Raw genomic sequence first — 18,808 nt, 5'->3', positions numbered from 1 at the left:
CCACTGTCCTACGACTGTAGGACAACTCGGCCAGAATCCAGCCAACCCGGGCCGCTGTCAAGGCCGGGCCGGTGCTCGGTCAGTGCCGGATCAGTGCCGGAACGCCTCCGCCAGCCACCACGAACCGCCGTCGTCGGCGATCTTCGCGTCGATCACCAGGGGCGCGGTGCGCGGTCGTGCCAGCCATTCGCGCACCGCGCGGAGGTCCTCGGCCGACCGCACCGTGACGCCGTCGCAGCCGAAGCCGCGGCCGATGGCGGCGAGGTCGGAATCGGGGAAGCGGACCGTCGTCAGGTCGGCGTCACCGAAGTGGTGGATCTCCGCGCCGTACGCGGCGTCGTTGTAGACGATCACCACCAGCGGCAGCCCCAGCCGGACCGCGGTGTCCAGTTCGGACAGTGCCATGTGGAACCCGCCGTCGCCGGTGCCGAGCACCGGCAGCCGGTCCGGGCGGGCGAGCGCCGCGCCGATCGCGGTGCCCAGGCCCAGCCCGATGCTCTGGAACGCCTGGGTGAAGCAGAAACCCTGTTCGTCGGGCACCGAGAGGTAGGCGCTCGGGTAACCCATGAAGTTGCCGGAGTCGATCGAGACGATCCGCTCCGCGGGCAGCAGCTCGTCGAGGAGCTTGGTGAGCGTCCGCGGATCGATCCGGCCATCGCGCGAGAGGTCCTCGTGCTCGACGTCGTTCCAGCGCCCGGCCGCGATCCGGGCGGCGACGTCTCCGGTCCGGTAACCCACCGCTTCGTGATCACCGAGTTCGCTCAGGACGTCTTCGGCGGTGCAGCCGACGTCGCCGACGACGCCGAGGTCGATCGGCCGGTGCGCCCCGAGCGCGCCCTGCTCCAGGTCGACCTGGACCAGCTTCGTGTGGGGACTGAGCAGCTTCCCGTGGCGGGTGGTCCACATGTTCAGCGCGCAGCCCCACCCGACGACGAGGTCGGCGCCGACGATCAGCTCGGCGGCCGTCGGCGAGGCGAACCCGCCCGAAATGCCCAGCGCGAACTCCTCGTCGTGGAAGAGCCCGTGGGCGACGGCCGACGTCGCCAGGAGTGCGCCGCTGCGTGAAGCCAGCTCCCGCAACGGTTCCCGGCTCCCGCGGGCGCCACGCCCGGCGACGAACACCGGCCGTTCGGCGGCGATCAGGAGGTCCGCCAGGTCGGCCGCCGCGCCGATGTCGGGGCGCATCGGGGCCGGCCCGGGGATCGGCGGCAGCGAGTCCGGCGGTTCGGGCGCGGGCTGGGCCTGGACGTCGAGAGGCAGGTTCAGCACCACCGTCCGGCGCTGCTGGCGCGCGGTCCGGAACGCCCGCACGGTGTCGGCGACCGCGCTCGCGGCCGAGTGCACGCGTTCCGGCACCGCGCCGACCGCGGCGGCCAGGCCGTCCTGGTCGACGCGGAAGTTCGACAGCACCGACGCGCCCGCGGAGTCGGCGGTGAGCACGAGCATCGGCGTCCGGCTCTTGGCCGCCTCGGTGATGCCGGTCATGGCGTTGGTCAGCCCGCAGCCCTGGTGCAGTGACAGCACCGAGACCTTGCCGCTGATCCGGGCGTAGGCGTCGGCCATGCTCGCCGCGCCGCCCTCGTGGCGGGCGGCGACGAACCGGACGCCGCCCGCGCGCAGCGCGTTGGTCACCTCGAAGTTGCCGCTGCCGACCACGCCGAACGCCGTGCCGGCGCCGAGGCCGGCCAGTGTCCGGCCGACGAGTTCGGCGACGTTCACCGTTCCACCAGCGCCAGCACCCGGGCGGGGCTGCCGGAGCCGCCGACGATGGGGAGCGGCGAGACCACCAGCAGGGTCCCGGTCGGCGGCAGCGCGGCGAGGTTCCGCAGCTGCGTCAGGCCGTGCTTCCCAGCGCCCAGCAGCAGTTCGTGGCAGGGGAACATCGGCTCGAGCCCGGGCGCCTGCCCCGCGTCGGTGCCGACGGTTTCGACGCCCAGCCCGGTGATCGGCGCCTCCTCGGCGAGCCACCGCGCGCACTCGGCGGAGACGCCCGGCGTGTGCGAGCCGGACTCGTCGGCGTTGAGGAACTCCGCCTGGCTGGCGCTGCGCGCGTCCCAGCCGGTGCGGTAGAGCAGCCAGCCGCCGTCGGGCAGCGGCCCGTGCTCGGCCGTCCACGCGCGGACGTCGTCGACCGAGAGCAGGAAGTCGGGGTCCTCCGCCGCCTTCGCGGAGAAGTCCAGCACGACCGCGGGCGCCACGAGCGTCTTCAGCGGCACCTGCGAGACGTCGTGACCGTCCTTTCCGGACACCCAGTGCACCGGGACGTCGAGGTGGGTGCCGGTGTGCTCGCCGGTGTGGATGTCGTTCCAGTACCACCGTGGGCCGCGCTCGTCGTAGCGGCTGATCTCCTCCAGCCGGAACGGGATGGTGTTGGCGAACGGCTCGGGCAGCTGGAGGACCGGTGTGTTCGAGCTCAGGGGAGCGGTGAGATCGACGATCTCGATCGCCCCGCCCGCGATCGCCTCGCTCAGCCCGTCCAACAACGACATGCCTGCCTCCCGGTGCCGGTGTGCGTCTCGATCGAAACCCTATGCCCGCCGGCCCCGCCTTGACAGCGGCGCGTTTCCTGGTGTTGTCTTAATGTCGTAGGACAATAGGAGGGCGGGCAGGGGTGATCGAGTTCGTCCTGGACGGCCGCTCCCGGGTCGCCACGTACATGCAGCTCGTCGTGCAGGTGAAGCAGGCACTGCGGGTCGGCCTGCTGCGGCACGGCGACCAGCTGCCGAAGGTGCGGGACGTGGCCCAGGCGCTGGCGATCAACCCGAACACCGTGCTCAAGGCGTACCGCGAGCTGGTGCTGGAAGGGCTGGCCGAAGGCAAACCGGGGGTGGGCACGTTCGTCACCGGCAGCCTGGCCGGGCCCTCGCTCGGCAACCAGGCGCAGCTGCGCGACGAACTGGTGGCCTGGCTGGAGCGCGCCGAAGCGGCGGGGATGTCGGCCGACGACATCGCCGCCCTGATCGAGACCACGATCCGCGGCACCCGGGTGCCGCACGACCTGTCGTAGGGAGTCCGAAATGGAACTGGCGGTGGAGGCCCGGGCGCTGGGCAAGCGGTACGGGCGCACCTGGGCGTTGCAGGACTGCGCGCTGGAGGTGCCTGCCGGGCGGATCGCCGCGCTGGTGGGGCCGAACGGCGCGGGCAAGACGACGTTGCTCCACCTGGCCGTCGGGCTGCTGCGGCCCGACGCGGGCGAGGTGCGCGTGTTCGGCCGCGACCCGCGCGCCGGCACGGCGGTGCTCGCCGACATCGGGTTCGTCGCCCAGGACACCCCGGTGTACCGCGACTTCACCGCGGCCGAGCTGATCACCATGGGCGGCAAGCTGAACCGCCGCCGCTGGGACGCCGCGCTGGCCAGGGAACGGCTCGCCACGCTGGGCATCCCGCCGGACAAACCGGCGGGCAAGCTCTCCGGCGGGCAGCGGGCGCAGGTCGCGCTGGCGCTGGCGCTGGCCAAGCGGCCGCGGCTGCTGCTGCTCGACGAGCCCATCGCGAGCCTGGACCCGCTGGCCCGGCGCGAGTTCATGCAGACGCTGATGGGCGCGGTGGCCGACAGCGAGACCACCGTGCTGCTGTCCTCGCACCTGCTCGCCGACCTCGAACGCAGCTGCGACTACCTGGTCGTCCTGCAGACCTCGCGCGTCCAGCTGACCGGCCCGGTCGACGAGCTCCTCGACACGCACCGCACGCTCGTCGGCCCGCGGGCGGGGAGCGAGGCCATCTCGGGCGTCGCGAACGTGGTCCGCGCGAGCCACACCGAACGCCAGTCGACACTGCTCGTCCGCCGCGGCGACGGGCCGATCGATCCACTGTGGACGGAGCACGAAGTGACACTGGAAGACGTGGTGCTGGCCTACCTGGCCGACGCCGACACCCGCGAAACCTCGGCGGCGTGGGGGGTGCCGGCATGATCTGGCTGACCTGGCGCCAGCACCGCAAGCAGGCGCTGTTCACCCTCGTCGCCCTCGGTGTCCTCGGCGCGATCATGGTGCCGACGGGCCTGGCGATGCACGCGAAGTACGACAGCCTCGGCCTGGCCGCGTGCCGGGCCGCGCTCGGCAGCGCGTCGCTGATCACCGAGAGCGAGGCGGTGGCGCGGTGCGACAGCCTCGCCCACGGGTTCCAGCAGCAGTTCACCAGCCTGACGTTCGTCGCCGTCCTGTTCTTGGTCCTGCCGGTGCTGGTCGGCGTGTTCTTCGGCGCGCCGCTGGTGGCCCGCGAGGTCGAACAGGGCACCCACCGGCTGGTGTGGACGCAGGGCGTGAGCCGGCTGCACTGGGCGCTGGCGAAGTTCGGCCTGATCGGCGCGATCACCGCCGTGCTGGCGGTCGGGTACGCGCTGGGCGTGTCGTGGTGGTTCCAGCCGCTGGTCTCGGCGAGCACCGGACGGCTGACGTACATTTCGTTCGACGTCCAGGGAATCGTGCCGATCGCGTACACCCTCTTCGCGCTGGCGCTGGGTGTCTTCGCGGGAACGTACTGGCGGAAGGTGCTGCCCGCGATGGGGATCGCGATGGCGGGCTTCGCGGCGGTCCGCGTCGCGATCGAGGTCTTCGCCCGGCCGCGGTACCTGCCGGCGCGGACCCTGTCGTTCTTCCCGTCGGACAAGCAGACACCGAACTTCGCGTCGGGGGACTGGCTGATGGAGCAGGGCGTCCGCGACGCGGCGGGGAAGATGGTCCTGCCGGACGCGCAGATCGGCACCTGCCCGGCGGGCGGCTGCGGCAGCGGCCCCGGCCAGGTGGGGCCGGGCGCGTACAACTGGCTGAAGTACCAGCCGGGGGACCGGTTCTGGACGTTCCAGTACATCGAGACCGGCGTCTTCGTGCTGCTGACGGCCGCGCTGGTCTACTTCGCGATCCGCCGGGTGCGCACGATCGCCTGACGCGCTACGGCTTGCGGCCCACGATCCCGGCCACGCACCTGGCCGCGTCGCTGAGCGGGGTGAGCCGGGGGCCGTCCGGCCACCACTCGTCGCAGATCGCCAGGCCCGGTTCCGACGTCGCGTCCGGCCGGAGCAACTCGAGGCCCGCCATCATGGCTTCGATCTCCGCGCGCGTGCGGAACCGGCCGGCGCCGAGGGGGCCCCGGACCAGGATCTGCTCGATGCGCTTGGCGATCTCGGTCAGCTCCGGCACCTCGGGGTCGAAGAAGTGCGACAGCACGACGTAGGAGCCCGACGGCAGGGCGTCGACGTACTCACGCATGATGTCGGCGACGCCGTCGCCCTCGAAGTGGTGCATCGTGCCGACCTGCAGCAGGGCGACCGGTTCGGAGAAGTCGATGTGCCGTAGCACTTCTTCGTTCCCCAGCACCTCTTGCGGACTGAAGATGTCCGCCTCGACCATGTGCGTGAAGTCGTTCTCGGCCAGCAGCGCGCGGCCGTGCGCGAGGACCACCGGGTCGTTGTCGATGTAGACGACGCTGGTGGCCTTGTGGATGCGCTGGACGATCTGGTGCGTGTTCTCCGCGGTCGGCAGCCCGGACCCGCAGTCGACGAACTGCCGGATCTTCGTCTGGTTCGCCAGCATCCGCAGCGCGCGGTTGTGGAACCCGCGGTTGCCGAGCGCGATGTGCACCGCTTCCGGGACCGCCTGGCGGATTCTCGCCATCACCACGCGGTCGACCTCGTAGAAGTTGTCGCCCCCGAGGAACCCGTCGTAGATTCGCGCGATGCTCGGCCGGTCGGGGTCGAGCCCCACCGGTTTCCGGCTCGGTGACGACGTGGACGGAGCCTCGGGCATGGCGACCTCGCAGGACTTCGGCGGGTGACGTGGGTCACCCAGCGTAGTAGGTCGCGTCCGGTCTGCGAAGCGAGGTCAGCCGCTCGGACGAAGCCGCTGGTCGGGAACGTCGGCGACGCCCTGGGCGCGTTCCCAGCGCAGCCGCGCCAGGTGCTGCTCGATCCGGCGGTCGAGATCGCGCGCGGCCTCGGACAGTTCCGTCAGGTCGCGACGGGACGCGGGGTGGCCCAAGGCCCCCGTGTCCACTTCGTCCCCTGCCCTGTCCACTGCCGGCACCTCCCGGATCGGCCCTGGCTGCCCATTCCCTGCGTTACTGCCCCGTCGGGCGCTCGCCAAAACAACCTCGGGCGTGAGCGCCCGCACGCCGCTGCCCGGTGGGGCCGGCCGCGAAAATCCTGGTGCCAATTTTGACCGGGTGGTAGAAATTGGTCATCGTGGCGGGCCGCCGCCACCGTGACCTCGAGGAGCTGGGGAAATGAGCCCGCTTTCCGTGCAGCTGTACTCGGTCCGCGACGCCTTCGCGGCCGATCCCGACGGCACCCTGCGGCGGCTCGCCGCGATCGGCTTCACCCAGGTCGAGCCGTACGGCGTCGTCGAAAACGCCGAAGCCCTGCGCGCCGGGCTGCCCGCGAACGGCCTGACCGCGCCGACCGCGCACGCCCCGCTGATCGGCGCCGACCAGCACGCCGCGTTCGCCACCGCCGCCGAACTGGGCATCGGCCTGGTGATCGACCCGTTCGTCCCGCCCGAGCGGTGGCAGGACCCGGCCGGCATCGCGGCCACGGCCGACGCGCTCAACGCCGCGGCCAAGCTCGCGGCCGAGCACGGCCTGCGCGTCGGCTACCACAACCACTGGTGGGAGCTGGAATCCCGGATCGACGGCCGCAGCGCGTTCGAGGTGTTCGCCGACCAGCTCGACCCGGCCGTGGCTCTGGAGGTCGACACCTACTGGGCGACCGCGGGCGGCGAGGACGCGTCCGCGCTGCTGGGCCGGCTCGGCGACCGGGTCCGCGCCATCCACGTCAAGGACGGCGGCCTCGCCACCGACGCCACCGGCCAGGTCCCCGCCGGGCAGGGCCGGGTGCCGGTCGCCGAGGTGCTGGCCGCCGCGCCGGACGCGCTGCGCGTGGTCGAGTTCGACGCCTTTGACGGCAACCTCTTCGAGGCCATCGCCGCCAGCCACACCTTCCTGACCGGCGCCGGCCGGTGACCGGCGGCCCGGTCGGCGTCGGGATCATCGGCGCCGGCGTCATCAGCGGCACCTACCTCGAGAACCTGACGAGCTTCCCGGACGTCCGCGTGCTGCGGATCGCCGACCTCGACACCGGGCGTGCCGCGGCGCAGGCGGCGAAACACGGCGTGCCGCACTCGGGCACGGTGGCCGAACTGCTCGCCGACCGCGAGGTCGAGATCGTGGTCAACCTGACGCTCCCGGCCGCGCACGTCGACGTCGGGCTCGCCGCCCTCGAGGCGGGCAAGCACGTCTGGGCGGAGAAGCCCCTCGCGCTCGACCGTCAGACCGGCCGCAAGCTGCTGGACCGCGCGCGGGAGAAGGGACTCCGCGTGGCGAGCGCGCCCGACACCGTGCTCGGCGCCGCGTCGCAGACCGCGCGCCAGGCCGTCGACGCGGGCCGGATCGGCCGTCCCCTGACCGCGCTGGCCCTGTTCCAGGTGCCGGGGCCGGACCTGTGGCACCCGGCGCCGGAGTTCTACTTCCAGGCCGGCGGCGGGCCGCTGCTCGACATGGGCCCGTACTACCTGACGACGCTGGTGCACCTGCTCGGCCCGGTCCGGCGCGTCACCGGGGCCGGCGCGCGGGCGCGCGACACCCGGGTCGTCGGGTCCGGGCCGAGGGTGGGGACGGAGTTCCCGGTGACGGTGCCGACCACGGTCACCGCGCTCGTCGAGTTCGAGGGCGGTTCCGCCCAGCTCGTGCTGAGCTTCGACTCGGCGCTCAAGCGGGCCGGGCTGGTCGAGCTGACCGGCACGCTCGGCACCGCCGTCCTGCCGGACCCCAACCGGTTCGACGAGCCGACCCGGCTGCACCTGCTCGGCCACGACGAACCGGAAGAGCTGCCGGCACGAGGACACGCGGCTTCGCGGGGCACCGGCACCCTGGAACTGGCACGGGCGATCCGGGCCGGCGTGCCGGAACGCGCGTCCGGCGAGCTGGCCTACCACGTGCTCGACGCGATGCTGGCGATCGACGAGTCCATGACCCGCGGGCAGTCCGTGGAAGTGGGCAGCACCGTCGACGTCCCGCCCGCGCTGCCGCCGGGCTGGAACCCGTACGCGAAGACCCTTTAGAGCGGGACGGTGAGCAGGTTCTGCAGATAGAAGCGCAGCGAACCGATCAGGTCGACGTCGTCGGGCGCGGTCAGCCACTGCACCTGCAGGCCGTCCATCAGCGCGATGAACGTCAGCGCCGCCATCCCGGGATCGACGCCGTCGCGCAGCTCGCCGTGGGCGGCCAGTACCGCGAACGACTCGTGCACGCCGTCGCGGGCGGCCCGGTAGTGGCGGACGAAGTAGTCGTGCGCCGGGTGGTCCGGGGCGACCGCTTCGGCGGCGAGCCGGGAGTAGAGGTCGACGATGCCCGGGTGGCGGACGTTGTGCTCGGCCAGCGCTACGAAGTGGCGCAGGACGTCGAGCCCGGGCGGCACGGTGAGCTGCTCGCGCTCGGAGTCCTCGGCGTCGCGCCGTTCGAGCACGGCGGCGAGGAGGGCTTCCTTGGTGGGGAAGTAGTAGAGGAGACCGGCGTGCGAGATCCCGACGCGCTTGGCGATCTCGCGCAGGGACGAGCCGTGGTAGCCGAGTTCGCCGTACGCCGCGCCCGCCGCCGTGATGATGTCCTCGCGGCGGATCCGGCCCTTCAGGTAGCCCCCGGTCACGGGGTCGCGGTGGTCTCGGCGGCGTGCACGGCACCATCATGCCGCAGCGGGCGTTCGCACAAATCACGTGAGCGATCGAACAAATCAGTTGTGCGGACGCTCGTGGCTTGCGAACATCACGGCGTGAAGAGCGCGGAACGACAGCAGATCATCGTGGAGCGGCTGCGCGACGCCGACCAGGTGGCCGTCGCGGCGCTGGCCGCGGCGACCGGCGCGTCGGAGATGACCGTGCGCCGCGACCTCGACCAGCTGGCCTCGCGGGGCGTGCTGCGGCGGGTGCACGGCGGGGCCGTCCCGGCGTCGCCGTCCGGAATCGAACCGCCGTTCGCGGCCCGCGCGACGGCCGCGATCGCGGCGAAGCGGGCCATCGCGGCCGCGGCGGCCGAGCTGATCCGCGACGGCGAGACGGTCGTGCTCGACAGCGGCACGACCGCGCTGGAACTGGCGCGGCTCCTGCGCGGGCGCGTGGTCACCGTGATGCCGCTGTCCCTGCACGCGGTCCGCGAGCTCGCCGACGCCCCGGACGTCCGGCTGCTGCTGCCGGGCGGCGAGCCCCGGCCGGGGGAGCAGGCACTGGCCGGCCCGCTGACCCTGGCCTCGCTGCGGGCGCTGCGGTTCGACGTCGCCGTGCTGAGTCCGTGCGCGTTCGACCTCGATTCGGGGCTGACCGCCTTCGACCTCGGCGACGCCGAAGTCAAGCAGCAGGCCCTGGCCGTGGCGTCCCGGGCGATCGTGCTCGCCGACGGCGCCAAGTGGGGCCGCTCCGCGCTCGCGCACGTCTGCCCGGCCGACCGTCCGGACGTGGTGATCACCGATCCGGGCGCGCCCGAGGACCAGCGCGCGGCGCTGACCGAACGTGGCGTGCTCGTGCACGTCGCCGTCCCCACCCCCACGGAGAGCCGATGACGACCACCCCGCCCCACCCGCGCGCCGCCCGGTTCGCGACCTTCGTGTTCTTCGGCCTCAACGGGTTCGGGATGGGCATGTGGGTGGTGCACATCCCGAACGTCGAGCGCGCGACCGGCATCTCGCACAGCACGCTCGGCGCGCTGCTGCTGGTGCTCGGCGGCGCGGCGTTCGTGGGGATGCAGGTGGCCGGCCCGCTCGTCGACCGGCTCGGCCAACGCCGGCTGGTGCCCGCCGCCGGGGTGTTGCTCGGCCTTTCCCTGTGCGGCCCGGGGTTCGCGGACTCCTGGTGGACGCTGGGGCTCGCGCTCGCGCTGTTCGGCCTCGGCAACGGCGCGATCGACGTCGGCATGAACTCGCACGCGGTCGTCGTCGAGCGGGCCTACCCGCGCCCGATCATGGCGGCCTTCCACGCGATGTGGTCGGTCGGCGGCGCGATCGCCGCGGTGATCGGCGCCGCGACGCTCGGCGCGGGCGTGCCCACCGGCGTCACGCTCACCTGCACCGGCGGGCTCTGTGTGCTGCTTTCCCTGGCGGCGGCGCGGTTCCTGATGGAGCCGGCCGACGCACCGGCCACGGCCGCGGACTCGCCGGAGCCGCAGGCGCGCCGGGGCACCCCGGGCAAGGTGGTGTGGCTGCTCGGCGGCCTGGCGCTGGCGCTGATGCTGGCGGAAGGCGTGGCGAACGACTGGGCCGCGCTGCACATGGAGAAGGTGCTGGGCACCTCGGCTTCGACGGCGGCCCTCGCGTACGGGGCGTTCGCGGTGGCGATGACGACCGGCCGGTTCCTGACCGACCGCGTCGCGGCCTGGGCCGGCCCGGCGGCGATCGTCCGCTACGGAGCGGCTTTGGCGGCGGTCGGCCTGACGACGGCCGCGGCGGCCCCGTGGGTGCCGCTGTCCCTGGTGGGCTGGGCGCTGTTCGGGCTGGGCCTGTCGGGCGGCGTCCCGCAGCTGTTCACGGCGGCGGGCAACCTGGACACCAGGGCATCGGGTGCGTTGATGGCCCGGGTGGTCGGCCTCGGGTACGTCGGCTTGCTGGCCGGCCCGGCCCTCATCGGCGGGTTGACGCGGTGGATGCCGCTGAACGTCACCTTCGCGGTACCGGTGGTGCTGTGCGTGCTGGCGGCGGTGTTCGCCGGGGTGCTGAGCCCGAAGCCGGAACCGGCGGAGCAGCCGGTCTGCTCCTGAGCGGTCCGGCCGGATGACATGAAAAGAGTCGTTCATGTCGCCGGACGAGGTGAATGAGTCATTCACTCCATTGCCGCGGCCGGTCCGGCTCGGTGAGTGGGACTCGGCGCGCCACCCGCGGACCAGCTGATCGGTTCCTGCAGCTCCGTCACCCAGCCCGCCGGATCCTCCGGGCAGTCCAGGTACAGCTCCCGCTGCGGCCCGGCGGACGCGAAGCCGTGCGCGGAGATCCAGTGGACCACCGCCTGCCAGGCGGGCAGGACGCCGTCGATCGCGCCGCGGTGGATCAGCGTCGCCGCGCGGGTCGCCGGGAGATCCGCCACCACCAGGCCGGCGAGGTCACCCGGACCGACCGACGCCGGGATCGCCGCGTGCACCACGACCTCGTCCTCCGCGCGCTGCTCGTAGTAGCACGTCAGCCGCCCCGCCGGGGTGACGTCCGCGTCGGGCAGGCGGCGGCCGAGTTCCGCGCACAGCGGGTGGACGACCGGGCCGATCGCTTCCGGCGCGAACCCCGCCGCGACACCGGTCAGCTCCACCACCCGCGTCGCGGGCAGGTCCTTGACCACGACGTCGTGGCCGGACGGGCGGCCTTCGTCTTCGATCGTCCGCAGCCGGGCCTCGACCCGGGCGAGCTTGGCCGCGTCCTCGGCCAGCGCGGCCGCCAGCTCCGCGCGCCGCAGCGCGAGCATGCCGCGCACCTGCTCGACCGTCACCTCGTCGGCCAGCATCGCGGCCACCTGCTCCAGCGTGAACCCCAGGTCCTTCAGCGCGACGATCCGGTTGAGCCGCGCGAGCTGGCCCGCGGTGTAGCTGCGGTACCCGGTCGCGGGGTCGACGCGCGCCGGGCGCAGCAGCCCGATCGCGTCGTAGTGGCGCAGCATCCGGACCGACACCCGGCCGTGGCGGGCGAAGTCGCCGATCGAGAACACGCGCCCGATCATCCTCCGGGCGCGACGAACCCGCCGACCACGTCCGCCGCGAGCTCCGCGAACGTGATCGCGGTGTCGTCCTCGTGCGCGGGCCCGACCACCTGGAGCCCGACCGGCAGCGCGCCCCCGACCGGCGCGTTGAGCGCCGGCAGCCCGGGCAGCGACGCCTGCGCGATCCAGAACACCTGGTCGTCGTAGCGGTGCCGCTCGTCGTGCGGGAACGCCGTCGTGAAGACGGCTGGGCAGAGGAACACGTCGACGTCGGCGAAGTACCGGCCCCACGCCGCGGTGAGGTCCGCCCGCCGACGCTCCTGCCCGGCGACACCCGCGAGTTCACGCCCTTCCAGGCCGGCGAAGAACAGCTCCACCTGGAAGCCGAACGCGTCCGCCTGGACGACCGGGTCGACACCGTCCGGCCAGCCTTCGCGGATCCGGACCCCCGCGACGGCGAGCGCGTCGACGGCGTCCGACAGGACCTTGCCGACTTCGCCGGTCACCGGGCAGCGCGGGTCGTCGAGCACGACGCCCGCGCGGAAGTCCGCGAGCCGGCGCCGGCGCGGCGGCGCGAGCTCCCACGAGGACGTCTCCGGCCCGCCGGTGACACCCAGTGCGAGCCGCAGGTCGGCGGCCGACCGCGCGAGCGGCCCGACGGCCGAGGGGAATTCCCGCGCGGGCGCCGCGGGCGGCCCGGGTGGCTGGAACCCGCGCAGCGGCACGGTTCCCGCAGTGGGCTTGAGGCCGTAGACACCGCAGTACGCCGCCGGGATCCGGATCGACCCGGCCAGGTCGGAGCCGTACTCCAAATAGGACAGTCCGGTGGCGAGCGCGGCCGCGGCGCCCCCGCTCGAGCCGCCCGGCGTCCGCGCGGGGTCCCACGGGTTCACCGTCCGCCCGTAGACGGGGTTGACGGTCTGGCCGAAGTCGGCGAGCAGGTGGTGCACGTTCGACTTGCCGACGATGATCGCGCCCGCCGCCTGCAGCCGTTCGACGACCACCGCGTCCTGATCCGCGACGCGGCCCGCGAACGCCGGTTCGCCCCAGGTCGTGGGCAGCCCGGCCACGGCGAAGGCATCCTTGATCGTCATCGGGACGCCGTGCAGCGGCCCGACGGCGTCGCCGCGCGCGACGGCCCGGTCGGCTTCCGAAGCGGCCTTCAACGCGTACTCGCGGCGGGTCGCCACGACGGCGTTGACGTCGGAGGCGTCGATGCGGGCGAAGAGCTGTTCGGTCAGTTCGCGGGCCGAGAGCGTGCCGCGGCGGATGCCGGCGGCGACCTCGGTGGCGGTGGCGAAGGACGTCATGGCTCCGGGATAGGGCCTGACACGGTGTCAGGGTCAACGCCGGACCCCAAGCAATGAGTATGACCCACAGAACATATGAGATTCATATGACTTCGTGTACTGTTCGGAGCATGATGACAACAGCGCAGAACTACCGGCGGATGGTCAACGCCGGCAACAAGATCGTCGTGGGGCTGCAGCGGCTCGGCGTCGCGTTCGGCCCGATGCAGCTGCTCACCGTGGCAGGGCGGCGCACCGGCGTCCCCCGCACGTTCCCCATCGCGGTCGTCCCGATCGACGGCGCCCGCTACATCGTCCAGGCCTATCCGAAGGCGGCGTGGGTGGCGAACGCGCGGGCCGCCCGCGAGGTGACGCTCACCCGCGGCCGGCGCACGTCGGCCGCGCGGCTGGCCGAGCTCCCGGTAGCCGAGCGCGGTCCCGTCCTGCGCAAACTGGTCGAGAAGAGCCCGGCGAGCGTGGGAAAGCGGTTCGTGACGACGGGGCTCGCGGACGGGGCGACGCCGGACGCGGTCGCCGCGGCGGCGGCCCGCATCGCGGTCTTCCGCGTCGAACCGGCCTGAGTCAGCCCGGCTGAGTCATCCCGACGGTGGCAGGCTCGCCGACGCCGTTTCCAAGGCCCGCACGACATGGCCGGCGCCGACGCGGGCGGCGGCGCTCGGACGGATCGTGCGGTCGCCGTCCGGCTGGGGCGCCGGTGCTCCGGCGATCAGTTCCACCAGGGCGACGGCGAGTTCGCGCACCTTGACGTTGAGGTCGGGACCGGCCCGCCGAATCCGTTCAGCTGGGCCGGGACGAACGCCGTCGAGAGCCCGTGGGTGGCGGCCACGCGGAGGAGCCGCGGTGGTGCACGGAGATCGCCGCGCCCAGCGCGCCGGGCACGTCGGCGGCGATCCGCTTGAGCAGCTCCTCCAGCAGCGCGGTCAACGGGGCCCGCTCGCCCGTTGTGGGTCTCACCGTCATCGCGAACCCTCCTCGACGCCGTGGGGGCGTGGGGCCGGACGCGTTTCCGGCCCCACGCCGGCGAGGTCAGGCTTTGATCTCCTTGCGTTCGCCGGTGCCGGCGATTTCGATGCGCCGCGGCTTGGCCTTCTCGGCGACCGGGATGCGAATGGTCAGCACGCCGGCGTCGTAGTCCGCGGTGATGTGGTCGGTGTCCAGGGTGTCGCCGAGGAACAGCTGGCGCGAGAACGCGCCGAGCGGCCGCTCGGAAACCTGCAGCTGGACGTCGTCGCCGGTCGGCAGCGGCCGGCGTTCAGCCTTGACGGTGAGGACGTTGCGCTCGACGTCCAGCTCGACACCGTCGGGGTCGACGCCGGGCAGGTCGAAGCAGACCACGAACTCGTCACCGGCGCGGTAGGCGTCCATGGGCATCGCGGCCGGCTTCGACCAGGTACCGGGGGCCGCGGTGCCGAAGACCTGCTGGGCGAACCGGTCGAGGTCGCGGAACGGGTCGGTGCGCATCAACATCGGGATCCACCTCCTGGAACTCGACGACTCTGGTGTCAACACGCACTTCTGTTCTAGCATGTCGTCAAACCGATGACAAGAGGCAGGTCGTCGAAAGGATGACGGAATGGACGGAATCGATCCCCCCGGCGCGCTACGGCGGATCCAGGACGTGGTGGCGGCCGCCCGCGCCGGCACGGCGGACCAGGATCAGCTGCTGAGCGCGTTGTCCGGTCTGCGCCTCCTCCGCGAGGAACTGGCCGGCTGGGAACCGGAGCTGATCACGGCGGCCAGGGCGGCCGGCGCCAGCTGGGTGGCGCTGGCTCCCGCGCTGGGCGTGGCCAGTCGCCAAGCCGCGGAACGGCGGTACTTGAGGCTCCAGCCGTCGCACACCGGGGAGAAGACCGGGGAAGCGCGGGTCGACGCGGAGCGCGACCGGCGGGCGGGCGACCGGGCCGTCGCGGACTGGGCGCGGCGCAACTCCGCCATCCTGCGCCAGCTCGCCGGCCGGGTGAGCGCGCTCGACGGGCTCGGCCCGGCGGGGCAGGAAAGCGCGAACCGCCTGGGTGCCGCCCTCGGCGACGACGACCCGGCGACGCTGCTCCCGCCGCTGGCCGCCGCGCGGCCGCATCTGACCGGTCCGCACTCCGGGCTCGCGGAGCAGCTGGGGGAGATCACGGAACAGACCGACCGGCTGCGCCGCGACGCCGCGGGGAACCGGCGGGCGCGGGACTGAGCGAAGCTTGTCCGAGCCGCCGTCGTCCGGGGTTTGCGCGGCCGGCCGGCGGGCACCCGGCGGCGAAAGCGACCGCGACGGAAGGACGATGCCGCCATGACCGCCGAACCCCCGGATCCGGACCCGCGCCGGACCCCGGACCTGGAGGCCGGGGGCGGGGTGCCGCCGGGCAGCACCCCGCCCGACTCGGCCCAGACGTCCGGGCTGTCGCACCCGCAGCCCATGCCCTCGAAAGCCACCCCCGTGCTGTGGCTGGTCGTCACCGGCGTGCTCGTGCTGATGGTGGCCGCGCTGGTCGTCGCGCTGGCCTTCGGCTGGCTTCGTGGTGGCTGAGACGGCGTCTGAGACCGGGCCCGGGCGGGTACCCGCCCGGCATGGCACCTGAAGCATTCGACGAGCGCAACAAGATCGCCGAGCGGTCCACCACCCGGGCCGAACTGCTGCCCGAGGAGCAGGCCGCCGAGAGCGCCGATCCGGAAGGCCAGGCCCGCGAGGTGCTGCGGGACTCCGACCGCCGGACCGAGGCGCCGGAGCCGACCATGCGGCGCCGCCCCGAGGAAACGGCTTAGCCGCCGCGGAAGTTCTCCTGCGAGCCCGGATGGCCGGGCCGCGCCTTCGCGTCTTCGTCTTCGAGCGGGCCGTCGGGGTCGTCGCGCCGGGGCGGGTCCCCGACCGGGTTGCCGCTCGAATCCTCTTCACCGGTTTCGTGGTGAGGCTCCGACATCGTTCCTCCTCCGGGTGGCCGATCTTCCGTGGCTACCCGGAGGACACCGAGGTCAACCTTCGGTCAGCGCACGTCGCAGGAGACGCCGTTGAGCGTGAACGCGCCGGGCGCCGGGTTGCCGCGGTCGAAGGCGCCGTTGAACCCGATGTCGACCTTCGCGCCCGGCGCGAGGGTGAGGTTGTACGAGACAGCCTTCATCGTGACCCGGGCGCCGCTCTGGCTGAAGTCGCCGTTCCAGCTGTGGGTGACCCGCTGGCCGGCGCTGAACGTCCAGCCGGCCGTCCACGGCGTGAGCGTGCCGGTGCCCGTGTTCGTGACGGCGACCGCGGCGGTGAAGCCGTTCGGCCACGTGTCCGTCACGGCGTAGTGGACGGCGCACGACGCCGTCACGACGGGCTTGGACGGGGGTGGAGGTGGTGGCGGAGGCGGGGCCGAGGCCGAGGTCGAGGCCGGCGTGGGGGTCTCGGTCTGCCGCAGCACCGTCGGGATCGGGGACGGACTCGGCGTCGTGGTGCCGGACGTCGTCGCCTGCCGCGGGGTCGTCGTCGCCGGATCGAGCGGCGCCGGTGCCAGCGCGGCCTGCCGCCCCGGCGAGCTTTCGGAGGTGACCGCGATGATCACGAGGCTGCCGATCACCACGACGGCACCGCAGACCGCGGAAACCCACCGCACCCGCCGTCCGGCGCGCTGCTGGGCCGCGGCGGCCTCGCGCGCCCGCTGCTCGAGCCGTTCGCGGTAGCCATCGCCGATCTCGTCTTCACGAGCCCGTACGGGTGGTGCTGACCCGCCGAGTGATCGCGGGGTGGCTCCGGTTTCCCGGAGCAGCTCGTCGACGGAGATGTCTTCCCCCCGCCGCCGACCGGCGCGCGCCATGGCGGAACCTCCAGTCCCTTGTGGGCGCTTGTACGCGCTGGCTTGCCCGGCGAATCCTAGGAACACCGGGCGGACTTGTAAATGGTGTGCATGCCGCGTGCATCCGGCGTGCACGACACGCTGACGTCGAGACGGTTTTCTGGGCTGGTGGCCGGATCACCCGGCCGGACCGCAGGAGGTTTTTCGATGACAGACCAGAAGATCATCGCCGTCGTCGGTGCCACCGGCCGAGGCAAGCCTGGTGAAAGCGCTTCAGTCGCCGGAGCGGGAACAGCGGCAAGTTCGCGGGATGGCTGGTCCACCCTGCCGGACACCCGCCTGCACCTCGTTCTTCGTCGAAGCGGGCGTGCCGACGACGTTCTTGTCGACGACTTTCTTCTTCGAGTCCTTTATCGACTTCTTCCGCCCGGTCCGCGACGCGGACGGAGTTCTCGCGCTGCACCTCCCGATGGGCGACCGGCGGCTGCCGGGCATCGCGGCCAAGGACATCGGGCGCACCGCGTTCGGCGTCTTTGCCCGCGGCACGGAGCTCGTGGGCGAGACGATCAGCATCTCCGGCGAGAACCTGACCGGCGAAGAGTACGCGACGGCGTTCGCGAAACAGCTCGGCGAGGACGTGGCCTACCGGCCGATGGGCGTCGACGTACTGCGCGCGCTGGCGTTCCCCGCGCCGACGACCTCGCGAACATGTTCTTCTACTACGCCGAGCACGAGGCCGCCTTCGCCGGCGTGCGCGACCCGGAGGGTGACCGGGCGGGCGCCGACCGAGCACCAGCGGAACAAGCGGATGGTCGAGACCGCCGTCCGCGCCGAGGAGGCCGGCCTCGACGTCTACGCGACGGGGGAGCACCACAACCCGCCGTTCGTGCCGTCGTCGCCGACCACGCTGCTCGGCTTCGTCGCGGCGCGCACGAGCCGGATCATCCTCTCGACGTCGACGACGCTGATCACCACGAACGACCCGGTGAAGCTGGCCGAGGACTACGCGATGCTGCAGCACCTCGCCGACGGGCGGCTCGACCTGATGCTCGGCCGCGGCAACACCGGGCCGGTGCACCCGTGGTTCGGCAAGGACATCCGCGACGGGATCGCGCTGGCGGTGGAGAACTACGCGCTGCTGCGGCGGCTGTGGCGCGAAGACGTCGTCGACCGGTCCGGTCGCTTCCGGACACCGCTGCAGGTTCACGTCGACGCCCCGGCCGCTCGACGGCGTCCCGCCGTTCGTCTGGCACGGGTCGATCCGCAGCCCGCAGATCGCCGAACAAGCGGCCTTCTACGGCGACGGGTACTTCCACAACAACATCTTCTGGCCACCCGACCACACTCGGAGGATGATCTCCCTTTACCGCGAACGGTTCGAGCACCACGGCCACGGCCCCGCCGAGTTCCGGCCGTACTTCGACCACTCGCCGATCTACGGCCACGGGCCGTCGCTCGAGGAGACGCCGCTGGTGGTCGGCAGCCCGCGGCAGGTCATCGACCGCACGATGCGGTTCCGTGAGGACTTCGGCGACTACCAGCGCCAGCTGTTCAATGTGGACGGCATGGGCCTGCCGCACGAGACGGCGCTGGCCCAGATCGACCTGCTGCGCGCGGAGGTCGTCCCGGAGCTGCGGAAGGAGTTCGCGCGCCTGCGCCCGGCGCACGTCCCGGAATAGCCCGCCGGGAGTTGCGCTCGGCGTGACGGATGCGCTGCGGTTCGAGGTGCGGGGCCCGGTCCGCGCGTGGCGCGGCGACGTCGAGATCGAGCTGGGCCCGCCCCAGCAGCGGGCGGCGCCGGCGGTGCTGCTTCTGCAGGAGGGCACCCCGCTGTCGCCGGCCCAGCCGGTGTCGGCCCGGTGGGGCGGCGCCGAACGGCGGGCCGCGGTCGGCATGGTCCGCTCGTACGTCTCCCGGCTGCGGCACGTCGGAGTGGAGATCGAGTCCGTCGGCGGCGGCTACGCGCTTTGTCCGACGCCGAGGACTTTTTGGTCGCCTCGGCGTCCCAGGCCTTCGGCCTCACGCCTGGCGACACGGCGGTGCTGCTGGAGTCCCTGACGGACGCCCACCTCCTGGACCCCTTCGG

The 18,808-nt window shown here is 72.9% G+C and carries 25 protein-coding genes and 1 pseudogene; 14 read left to right on the top strand and 12 right to left on the bottom strand.

From position 1 onward, the window contains the following. Positions 1-90: 90 nt before the first annotated feature. Positions 91-1,719, bottom strand: a complete 1,629-nt coding sequence (locus AB0M82_RS01935) for a thiamine pyrophosphate-binding protein (RefSeq protein WP_364716638.1) — start codon at positions 1,717-1,719, stop codon at positions 91-93. Beyond that, positions 1,716-2,489 carry a cyclase family protein gene (locus AB0M82_RS01930; protein WP_364716635.1) on the bottom strand — a complete coding sequence of 258 codons (774 nt, stop codon included), beginning with the start codon at positions 2,487-2,489 and terminating at the stop codon, positions 1,716-1,718. Before AB0M82_RS01930 ends, AB0M82_RS01935 begins: the two co-directional genes overlap by 4 nt. Before the next feature lie 122 nt (positions 2,490-2,611). Here AB0M82_RS01930 and AB0M82_RS01925 point away from each other — a divergent pair, with 122 nt between their 5' ends. From AB0M82_RS01925 to AB0M82_RS01915, 3 genes are read left to right on the top strand one after another with little or no spacing between them, the layout of a single operon-like run. After that, positions 2,612-3,007 (top strand): GntR family transcriptional regulator, encoded by a 396-nt coding sequence (locus AB0M82_RS01925; RefSeq protein WP_364716633.1) that lies wholly within the window; start codon positions 2,612-2,614, stop codon positions 3,005-3,007. Positions 3,008-3,017: 10 nt separating this feature from the next. Next, complete coding sequence (locus AB0M82_RS01920) at positions 3,018-3,911, top strand: ABC transporter ATP-binding protein (protein WP_364716630.1); 894 nt, start codon at positions 3,018-3,020, stop codon at positions 3,909-3,911. Continuing rightward, positions 3,908-4,885, top strand: a complete 978-nt coding sequence (locus AB0M82_RS01915) for a transporter (RefSeq protein WP_364716628.1) — start codon at positions 3,908-3,910, stop codon at positions 4,883-4,885. The genes AB0M82_RS01920 and AB0M82_RS01915 overlap by 4 nt, the downstream gene beginning before the upstream one ends. Positions 4,886-4,889: 4 nt before the next feature. Here AB0M82_RS01915 and AB0M82_RS01910 read toward each other — a convergent pair whose 3' ends face one another. Continuing rightward, positions 4,890-5,744 carry an SAM-dependent methyltransferase gene (locus AB0M82_RS01910; RefSeq protein ID WP_364716626.1) on the bottom strand — a complete coding sequence of 285 codons (855 nt, stop codon included), beginning with the start codon at positions 5,742-5,744 and terminating at the stop codon, positions 4,890-4,892. 75 nt (positions 5,745-5,819) lie between these two features. Continuing rightward, complete coding sequence (locus AB0M82_RS01905; protein ID WP_364716624.1) at positions 5,820-6,011, bottom strand: hypothetical protein; 192 nt, start codon at positions 6,009-6,011, stop codon at positions 5,820-5,822. A 208-nt stretch (positions 6,012-6,219) separates the two neighbouring features. Between AB0M82_RS01905 and AB0M82_RS01900 the strand changes: the two genes are divergently transcribed. Continuing rightward, on the top strand, positions 6,220-6,954 hold the full coding sequence (locus AB0M82_RS01900) for a TIM barrel protein (protein WP_364716621.1): 735 nt from the start codon (positions 6,220-6,222) through the stop codon (positions 6,952-6,954). Continuing rightward, positions 6,951-8,051, top strand: coding sequence for a Gfo/Idh/MocA family oxidoreductase (locus AB0M82_RS01895; RefSeq protein WP_364716618.1), 1,101 nt, complete (start codon positions 6,951-6,953; stop codon positions 8,049-8,051). Before AB0M82_RS01900 ends, AB0M82_RS01895 begins: the two co-directional genes overlap by 4 nt. Here the strand turns inward: AB0M82_RS01895 and AB0M82_RS01890 are convergent. After that, entirely contained in the window at positions 8,048-8,635 is a 588-nt protein-coding gene (locus tag AB0M82_RS01890) for a TetR/AcrR family transcriptional regulator (RefSeq protein WP_364716615.1), read from the bottom strand. The two genes, AB0M82_RS01895 and AB0M82_RS01890, sit on opposite strands and share 4 nt — an antisense overlap. Positions 8,636-8,758: 123 nt before the next feature. On the opposite strand from AB0M82_RS01890, the gene AB0M82_RS01885 reads away from it, so the two are divergent. Both AB0M82_RS01885 and AB0M82_RS01880 read left to right on the top strand, forming a co-directional pair. Beyond that, on the top strand, positions 8,759-9,541 hold the full coding sequence (locus AB0M82_RS01885; protein ID WP_364716612.1) for a DeoR/GlpR family DNA-binding transcription regulator: 783 nt from the start codon (positions 8,759-8,761) through the stop codon (positions 9,539-9,541). Continuing rightward, on the top strand, positions 9,538-10,731 hold the full coding sequence (locus AB0M82_RS01880; protein ID WP_364716610.1) for an MFS transporter: 1,194 nt from the start codon (positions 9,538-9,540) through the stop codon (positions 10,729-10,731). The genes AB0M82_RS01885 and AB0M82_RS01880 overlap by 4 nt, the downstream gene beginning before the upstream one ends. A gap of 62 nt (positions 10,732-10,793) precedes the next feature. On the opposite strand, the gene AB0M82_RS01875 is transcribed toward AB0M82_RS01880, so the two are convergent. After that, on the bottom strand, positions 10,794-11,663 hold the full coding sequence (locus tag AB0M82_RS01875) for a MerR family transcriptional regulator (protein ID WP_364716607.1): 870 nt from the start codon (positions 11,661-11,663) through the stop codon (positions 10,794-10,796). Between the two features lie 8 nt (positions 11,664-11,671). After that, complete coding sequence (locus AB0M82_RS01870; RefSeq protein ID WP_364716604.1) at positions 11,672-12,964, bottom strand: amidase family protein; 1,293 nt, start codon at positions 12,962-12,964, stop codon at positions 11,672-11,674. 110 nt (positions 12,965-13,074) lie between these two features. Here AB0M82_RS01870 and AB0M82_RS01865 point away from each other — a divergent pair, with 110 nt between their 5' ends. After that, complete coding sequence (locus AB0M82_RS01865) at positions 13,075-13,524, top strand: nitroreductase family deazaflavin-dependent oxidoreductase (protein ID WP_364716602.1); 450 nt, start codon at positions 13,075-13,077, stop codon at positions 13,522-13,524. Positions 13,525-13,539: 15 nt separating this feature from the next. Here the strand turns inward: AB0M82_RS01865 and AB0M82_RS01860 are convergent, their stop codons facing one another. From AB0M82_RS01860 to AB0M82_RS01850, 3 genes are all read right to left on the bottom strand, one after another. Beyond that, entirely contained in the window at positions 13,540-13,704 is a 165-nt protein-coding gene (locus AB0M82_RS01860) for a hypothetical protein (RefSeq protein ID WP_364716600.1), read from the bottom strand. Between the two features lie 37 nt (positions 13,705-13,741). Beyond that, on the bottom strand, positions 13,742-13,924 hold the full coding sequence (locus AB0M82_RS01855; protein WP_364716597.1) for a hypothetical protein: 183 nt from the start codon (positions 13,922-13,924) through the stop codon (positions 13,742-13,744). A 66-nt stretch (positions 13,925-13,990) separates the two neighbouring features. Next, complete coding sequence (locus tag AB0M82_RS01850; RefSeq protein WP_364716596.1) at positions 13,991-14,431, bottom strand: Hsp20/alpha crystallin family protein; 441 nt, start codon at positions 14,429-14,431, stop codon at positions 13,991-13,993. 106 nt (positions 14,432-14,537) lie between these two features. Here AB0M82_RS01850 and AB0M82_RS01845 point away from each other — a divergent pair, with 106 nt between their 5' ends. The 3 genes from AB0M82_RS01845 (at position 14,538) to AB0M82_RS01835 (ending at position 15,715) form a co-directional block, all read left to right on the top strand. Continuing rightward, positions 14,538-15,146, top strand: a complete 609-nt coding sequence (locus AB0M82_RS01845; protein WP_364716594.1) for an HSP18 transcriptional regulator — start codon at positions 14,538-14,540, stop codon at positions 15,144-15,146. A gap of 96 nt (positions 15,147-15,242) precedes the next feature. Next, positions 15,243-15,479, top strand: a complete 237-nt coding sequence (locus AB0M82_RS01840) for a DUF6480 family protein (RefSeq protein ID WP_364716593.1) — start codon at positions 15,243-15,245, stop codon at positions 15,477-15,479. A gap of 41 nt (positions 15,480-15,520) precedes the next feature. Continuing rightward, a complete protein-coding gene (locus AB0M82_RS01835; RefSeq protein WP_364716590.1) occupies positions 15,521-15,715 on the top strand; it encodes a hypothetical protein in 195 nt (64 codons plus the stop codon). Here the strand turns inward: AB0M82_RS01835 and AB0M82_RS01830 are convergent. Further along, on the bottom strand, positions 15,712-15,870 hold the full coding sequence (locus AB0M82_RS01830; protein ID WP_364716589.1) for a hypothetical protein: 159 nt from the start codon (positions 15,868-15,870) through the stop codon (positions 15,712-15,714). The two genes, AB0M82_RS01835 and AB0M82_RS01830, sit on opposite strands and share 4 nt — an antisense overlap. 63 nt (positions 15,871-15,933) lie before the next feature. Continuing rightward, positions 15,934-16,743: a cellulose-binding domain-containing protein gene (locus tag AB0M82_RS01825; protein ID WP_364716587.1), complete on the bottom strand. Its 810-nt coding sequence runs from the start codon at positions 16,741-16,743 to the stop codon at positions 15,934-15,936. 289 nt (positions 16,744-17,032) lie between these two features. Between AB0M82_RS01825 and AB0M82_RS01820 the strand changes: the two are divergent. The 3 genes and pseudogenes from AB0M82_RS01820 to AB0M82_RS01810 all read left to right on the top strand — a co-directional run. Continuing rightward, a pseudogene (locus tag AB0M82_RS01820) lies at positions 17,033-18,104 on the top strand (LLM class flavin-dependent oxidoreductase); the annotation flags it as partial. Positions 18,105-18,230: 126 nt separating this feature from the next. Beyond that, the gene (locus tag AB0M82_RS01815) at positions 18,231-18,401 is read left to right on the top strand and encodes a hypothetical protein (RefSeq protein WP_364716718.1); all 171 of its coding nucleotides are present in this window, start codon (positions 18,231-18,233) and stop codon (positions 18,399-18,401) included. A 22-nt stretch (positions 18,402-18,423) separates the two neighbouring features. Then, positions 18,424-18,780 carry a hypothetical protein gene (locus tag AB0M82_RS01810; RefSeq protein ID WP_364716584.1) on the top strand — a complete coding sequence of 119 codons (357 nt, stop codon included), beginning with the start codon at positions 18,424-18,426 and terminating at the stop codon, positions 18,778-18,780. The last annotated feature ends 28 nt before the right edge of the window (positions 18,781-18,808 follow it).

The organism is Amycolatopsis sp. NPDC051128 (genome assembly GCF_040682715.1).
In the GTDB taxonomy this organism is placed as follows: Bacteria; Actinomycetota; Actinomycetes; order Mycobacteriales; family Pseudonocardiaceae; genus Amycolatopsis.
The sequence above is the reverse complement of the archived record's forward strand: the minus strand, read 5'-3'. Positions and strand labels throughout refer to the sequence as shown.

Coding starts and splice junctions, on each gene's coding strand:
- AB0M82_RS01930 (WP_364716635.1), bottom strand. CDS start 2,489: ATGTCGTTGTTGGACGGGCTGAGCGAGGCGATCGCGGGCGGGGCGATC.
- AB0M82_RS01920 (WP_364716630.1), top strand. CDS start 3,018: ATGGAACTGGCGGTGGAGGCCCGGGCGCTGGGCAAGCGGTACGGGCGC.
- AB0M82_RS01915 (WP_364716628.1), top strand. CDS start 3,908: ATGATCTGGCTGACCTGGCGCCAGCACCGCAAGCAGGCGCTGTTCACC.
- AB0M82_RS01910 (WP_364716626.1), bottom strand. CDS start 5,744: ATGCCCGAGGCTCCGTCCACGTCGTCACCGAGCCGGAAACCGGTGGGG.
- AB0M82_RS01900 (WP_364716621.1), top strand. CDS start 6,220: ATGAGCCCGCTTTCCGTGCAGCTGTACTCGGTCCGCGACGCCTTCGCG.
- AB0M82_RS01880 (WP_364716610.1), top strand. CDS start 9,538: ATGACGACCACCCCGCCCCACCCGCGCGCCGCCCGGTTCGCGACCTTC.
- AB0M82_RS01870 (WP_364716604.1), bottom strand. CDS start 12,964: ATGACGTCCTTCGCCACCGCCACCGAGGTCGCCGCCGGCATCCGCCGC.
- AB0M82_RS01865 (WP_364716602.1), top strand. CDS start 13,075: ATGATGACAACAGCGCAGAACTACCGGCGGATGGTCAACGCCGGCAAC.
- AB0M82_RS01855 (WP_364716597.1), bottom strand. CDS start 13,924: ATGACGGTGAGACCCACAACGGGCGAGCGGGCCCCGTTGACCGCGCTG.
- AB0M82_RS01850 (WP_364716596.1), bottom strand. CDS start 14,431: ATGTTGATGCGCACCGACCCGTTCCGCGACCTCGACCGGTTCGCCCAG.
- AB0M82_RS01845 (WP_364716594.1), top strand. CDS start 14,538: ATGGACGGAATCGATCCCCCCGGCGCGCTACGGCGGATCCAGGACGTG.
- AB0M82_RS01840 (WP_364716593.1), top strand. CDS start 15,243: ATGACCGCCGAACCCCCGGATCCGGACCCGCGCCGGACCCCGGACCTG.
- AB0M82_RS01835 (WP_364716590.1), top strand. CDS start 15,521: ATGGCACCTGAAGCATTCGACGAGCGCAACAAGATCGCCGAGCGGTCC.
- AB0M82_RS01830 (WP_364716589.1), bottom strand. CDS start 15,870: ATGTCGGAGCCTCACCACGAAACCGGTGAAGAGGATTCGAGCGGCAAC.
- AB0M82_RS01825 (WP_364716587.1), bottom strand. CDS start 16,743: ATGGCGCGCGCCGGTCGGCGGCGGGGGGAAGACATCTCCGTCGACGAG.
- AB0M82_RS01815 (WP_364716718.1), top strand. CDS start 18,231: ATGCGGTTCCGTGAGGACTTCGGCGACTACCAGCGCCAGCTGTTCAAT.